This is a genomic window from Treponema sp. UBA785, from assembly GCF_002297065.1.
Classification (GTDB): Bacteria; Spirochaetota; Spirochaetia; order Treponematales; family Treponemataceae; genus Treponema_D.
In genome coordinates this window covers 1-4,261 of the sequence record NZ_DBJD01000029.1, presented here as the reverse complement: position 1 = coordinate 4,261, position 4,261 = coordinate 1, and the positions used below count along the sequence as shown (strand labels likewise).

Annotated in this window: 6 protein-coding genes; 2 read left to right on the top strand and 4 right to left on the bottom strand. The window is 38.9% G+C overall.

Annotated features, from left to right (window positions below; translation table 11 throughout):
• The coding region (locus B2X33_RS01955; protein ID WP_296667207.1) for a pyridoxal phosphate-dependent aminotransferase at positions 1–791 on the bottom strand (791 nt) is incomplete at its 3' end.
• Between the two features lie 2 nt (positions 792–793).
• On the bottom strand, positions 794–1,288 hold the full coding sequence (locus B2X33_RS01950) for an Lrp/AsnC family transcriptional regulator (RefSeq protein ID WP_296019274.1): 495 nt from the start codon (positions 1,286–1,288) through the stop codon (positions 794–796).
• A gap of 249 nt (positions 1,289–1,537) precedes the next feature.
• Between B2X33_RS01950 and hisG the strand changes: the two genes are divergently transcribed.
• Together hisG and B2X33_RS01940 are read left to right on the top strand one after the other, a co-directional pair.
• Positions 1,538–2,410, top strand: coding sequence for an ATP phosphoribosyltransferase (hisG, locus tag B2X33_RS01945; RefSeq protein ID WP_078930800.1), 873 nt, complete (start codon positions 1,538–1,540; stop codon positions 2,408–2,410).
• A gap of 46 nt (positions 2,411–2,456) precedes the next feature.
• Positions 2,457–3,140, top strand: coding sequence for an imidazoleglycerol-phosphate dehydratase (locus B2X33_RS01940; protein ID WP_296667203.1), 684 nt, complete (start codon positions 2,457–2,459; stop codon positions 3,138–3,140).
• A 525-nt stretch (positions 3,141–3,665) separates the two neighbouring features.
• Here the strand turns inward: B2X33_RS01940 and B2X33_RS01935 are convergent.
• Both B2X33_RS01935 and B2X33_RS01930 read right to left on the bottom strand, forming a co-directional pair.
• On the bottom strand, positions 3,666–3,866 hold the full coding sequence (locus B2X33_RS01935; protein ID WP_296667202.1) for a hypothetical protein: 201 nt from the start codon (positions 3,864–3,866) through the stop codon (positions 3,666–3,668).
• 125 nt (positions 3,867–3,991) lie between these two features.
• Positions 3,992–4,261: hypothetical protein (locus B2X33_RS01930; protein ID WP_296667201.1), on the bottom strand; the 270-nt coding region annotated here is incomplete at its 5' end.

Sequence of the window (4,261 nt, the reverse complement as noted above, 5' to 3'; positions counted from 1 at the left end):
TAACCGTGAAGTTTTACAATTTGCTGCAAAAGGTCGGCAGGAGCAGCAATGTAACCAATTCGCCAGCCTGTCATAGCAAAAGATTTAGAAAAACCGTTCAAAATAATCGTGTAATCTTTCATCCCCGGAAACGAACCAATAGAAACATGCTGTGCATCTTCATAATGAAGCTCACAATAAATTTCGTCCGAAATACACCAAATCTGATTTTCTACGATAACTTTTGCAATTTTTTCAAGCTCTTCTGCAGGAATCATAGTTCCAGTCGGATTATTTGGAGAACAAATCATGACAGCTTTTGTTTTTGGAGTAATTGCATCTTTAATCTGCTGAGCAGTCGGATAATAACCGTTTACACCAGAATCAATTGGAATTACATTAACCTGACACAGTTCTGCCAAAGGAACATAGTTTACATAACAAGGCTGAACGACAATCAGTTCGTCACCAGGATTGAGAATTGCGCGCAAAGAAGCATCAACTCCTTCGCTTGCGCCAACCGTAACGAGAATTTCATTTTTTGGATTGTAGTAAAGCTCATATCTTTCCATATATCTTGAAATTTCTTCACGAAGCTCAAGCAAGCCCCAGTTTGAAGTATAAGAAGTGTGGCCTTTTTCAAGATGATAAAACGCTTCTTCGCGCATAACCCACGGAGTAGGAAAATCCGGCTCGCCTACAGAAAGAGAAATTACGTCATCATGCCCAATCAGCATTTCAAAGAATTTGCGGATTCCTGACGGAGGAATGTTCATCATTGATTTAGAAAATTTATCGGGTCTGTTGTTCATTTTTATGCCATGACTCCTTCGCGACGGTCAGTTTCGTCTTCAACGTAGAGAACATCATTTTCCTTGTATTTTTTTAAAAGAAAATGTGTTTTTGTCGAACGTACACCGTTCAAAGTCGAAAGTTTGCTCGAAACAAAACCTGCAACTTCTTTTAAGTTGTCGCCTTCGATTACAACCTTTAAATCATAGCCACCGCTCATCAAATAAAGCGACTTAACCTGCGGAAATCTGTAAATTCGTTCGGCAAGCGCATCAAAACCGTGTTCACGTTCAGGCTGACACTGAATTTCAATTTCGGCAACAACCTTATCTTTATTCGCTTCGTCTTTTTCTGGATTTATAATGGCGGCATATTTTAAAATAACACCTTCGCTTTCCAGTTCGGCAATAATTTTTTTAACCTCATCTGGAGTTTTTTTCGTCATTGCGGAAATGTCTTCAACAGAAAGACGCGCATTTTCACGCAAAAGTTCAAGAATTTCTTCCTTGCCGTCCATTTTTTTACCTCGAAAAAATAAATATATGCAATTTTAGCACAGAAAAACGACTTTTTGAATATTTTAAAACCAATTTGCGCCCAATTTGAAATATTTTCGAAAAAAATCCAAAAATTGCATTTCCACAAGAAATTGCGAGCTTAAGGAAAAAAATCACTAATTCAGTATTTTGTCTTCAAAGTTGAATTTTGCGTTATATTTCTTTATTATATTAGAAGATTTATTGGGTTTGTCCCGAAAGGATTTTTTATGAAAAAACTGAGTATTCTTTTGGCTAAAGGAAGAATTTACGAATCTGTTGTTGAACTTTTAAAAGATGTCGGCATTTCAATTTATTTGCCAGACCGCACATATTATCCGATTACAAATCAGGACGACCTGGCTTTTCAGGTTGTAAAACCGCAAATTTCCAGCGCGCTGCTTGCCGACAACCGTGCCGATGTTGCTTTTTCGGGAAAAGACTGGGTTTTTGAAAACGGAGTTCAAGATCAGGTTGAAGAAATCATGGACTTGGGTTTTGATCCAGTGCGCATTGTCGTTGCAGTTCCAGAAACCGTAGATTTTGACGCGCTTCTCAAAAAACCGGTTACAATTGCAACCGAATACCAGAATTTGAGCCGTTTTTGGGCAAAAGGCAAGAACGTTGATGGGAAAATTTTCCGCACATGGGGAACTTCAGAAGGATTTGTTCAGGACAACGAACAGGCTCTTGCTCAGATTTTGATAGACAATACTTCGACAGGTTCAAGTTTGCGCGCAAATCACCTTAAAATTTGTGACACAATCATGGAATCTTCGACAAGAATGTACGCTTCTAAAGAGGCGTTAAAAGATCCTGAGAAAAAACAAAAAATCATGGAGCTTAAAATGCTTTTTGAAGCAGTTCTTGCAGCACGTAGCCGCGTAATGCTCGAAATGAACGTTTCAAAAGACAATTTTGATGCGCTTATTAAAGGAATTCCTGCAATGAAAAGCCCGACAGTTTCGCCACTTTTTGGCGACAACGGTTATGCAGTAAAAATTGCCGTAAAAAAGAGCGAAGTTCCGACTCTCCTCCCAAAATTGCATCAGCTTGGGGCAACTGATATTCTCGAATACGAACTGAGAAAGGTTATGCAGTAATTAAAAAAAATTACTCCTACAAAAATCACTTAAGGAACCATTTTTTATGGAAAGAATAGCAGAAATTGAACGAAACACTAAAGAAACTCAAATAAAATTGATTCTTAATCTCGATGGAAGCGGAAAATATACTGTAAAAAATCCAATCGGCTTTTTTAACCATATGCTCAATTCTTTCTGCAAACACGGACTTTTTGACCTTTCCGGAGAAATTTCCGGAGACTTGGACGTAGACCAGCACCATTTGATAGAAGACACTGGAATTGCCCTAGGAATGGCTTTTGCGAAAGCGCTTGGAAACTGCGCAGGAATTTTTCGGACAGGCTATTTTATCTACCCTATGGACGAAAGCCTTTTAAGATGCGGAGTTGATTTTGATTTAATTGAATCCGCATCTACAGAAGAACGAAAAGATGCAACTTCTCAAGTGGCAGTTGACCTTGGAGGACGCCCATACTGCGTATGTAACGCCCAGCTGACAGGAATTCCGCTTTTGAGCCGCGACGAAGACGGAAACGACTACCTTTTTCAGACAGATTGCTTTGAAGATTTTTGGCAAGGATTTGCGGCAAACGCAAAATGCAACATTCATTTAGATACAATCCGAGGCCGTTCCGATCACCACAAAATAGAAGGGCTTTTTAAAGCCGCAGCCAGAGCCTTACGCCAGGCAACAGCAATCGACCCAAGAAGAAACGGGGAAATTCCTTCGACAAAAGGCAAAGTTTAAACGCAGGCTCAGAAAAAAAACGTTGCTGTACTCTAAAAAACAGGCTTGTGCTTCTTTATGCCACAACATGACACATTACAAAAGAAACTTGCGATAGAGAGACAGTCCGCCCTGAATACGATAAAAACATAGCCCTGATTTTTATGATTAAAACCAATTCTAATAATAAAAAGACACGCACATTACTTCATTCTTCTTGCAAAATGAATTGCCGCGAAAATGATGATGAAACCTATTAAAAATTTTAAAACCTCTTGCTTTTCCATAAAATAACCCTTAAACTATTTTTGGAGTATATGCTAAAAAACTAGCCCTTACAAGTTATTTTAAATAGCTTGTAACAAAATGTTACTAAGAGCTGCACAATAATGGCTATGATGGCTTCTCTCAGTAAGTCCAGCAAAAAGGCTTTCAGCCTCTTGCTGGTTAGCGGTTTTCGCTTATGTTTTTTAGACATAAACGCCTCCTTAGACTTTGCTACAGGCATCCACCCTGTAGCAATTTTTTTTCAAAGCATTTAGGGCTTTATCTTGCGACAATATCAAACCCTAGATGGTCTGCAAGTGCTCTAAGCAGCTGCTCATCGCTTATGGCACTTGCAGACTCTGTTTTTGCCAACTTCTGGCGCAAATAATAAAACAGTAAAATTTTCTCCAACACCAAACACTCTCTTTTTGCAGTACGACTCGCAACAAAAAAAACAAATAACTCCATCTCAGCTTTCATAAATACTGCTTCTAAAATTCTCTTTGCTTTAATTTTTATTCACAATTTAACCGGGGACAATATACGTCCTGCTTAGCAGCTTAATATAGCTGCAAGGAGAATATATTTATGGCGTACAAAATGGACTAATCGAAAAAAAACGGCATTATCATTAAATGATGATGAAACTTTATGCGGGTGGGAAAAGGAGTTGCTGGATGAACTCTTTTGAAAATTGCACGCATCAAGATTTGCTTCAAAGAATAAAGCGTATCGGCGAGGCTTGCCATCTGCCTCCGGCAATAGCCAAAGATTTTTTCTACGGCTACCTTGTCGCGGAGCAGGACAAGCCCGGAGTATACAAAAAGCTGACCGGACAATCGCTTGACTTGCCAAAAGCAGGCTGATTTATAAAA

Excerpts from the sequence above, each read along its gene's own strand:
- B2X33_RS01950 (WP_296019274.1), bottom strand. The coding sequence starts at position 1,288 with ATGGACGGCAAGGAAGAAATTCTTGAACTTTTGCGTGAAAATGCGCGT.
- hisG (WP_078930800.1), top strand. The coding sequence starts at position 1,538 with ATGAAAAAACTGAGTATTCTTTTGGCTAAAGGAAGAATTTACGAATCT.
- B2X33_RS01940 (WP_296667203.1), top strand. The coding sequence starts at position 2,457 with ATGGAAAGAATAGCAGAAATTGAACGAAACACTAAAGAAACTCAAATA.
- B2X33_RS01935 (WP_296667202.1), bottom strand. The coding sequence starts at position 3,866 with ATGAAAGCTGAGATGGAGTTATTTGTTTTTTTTGTTGCGAGTCGTACT.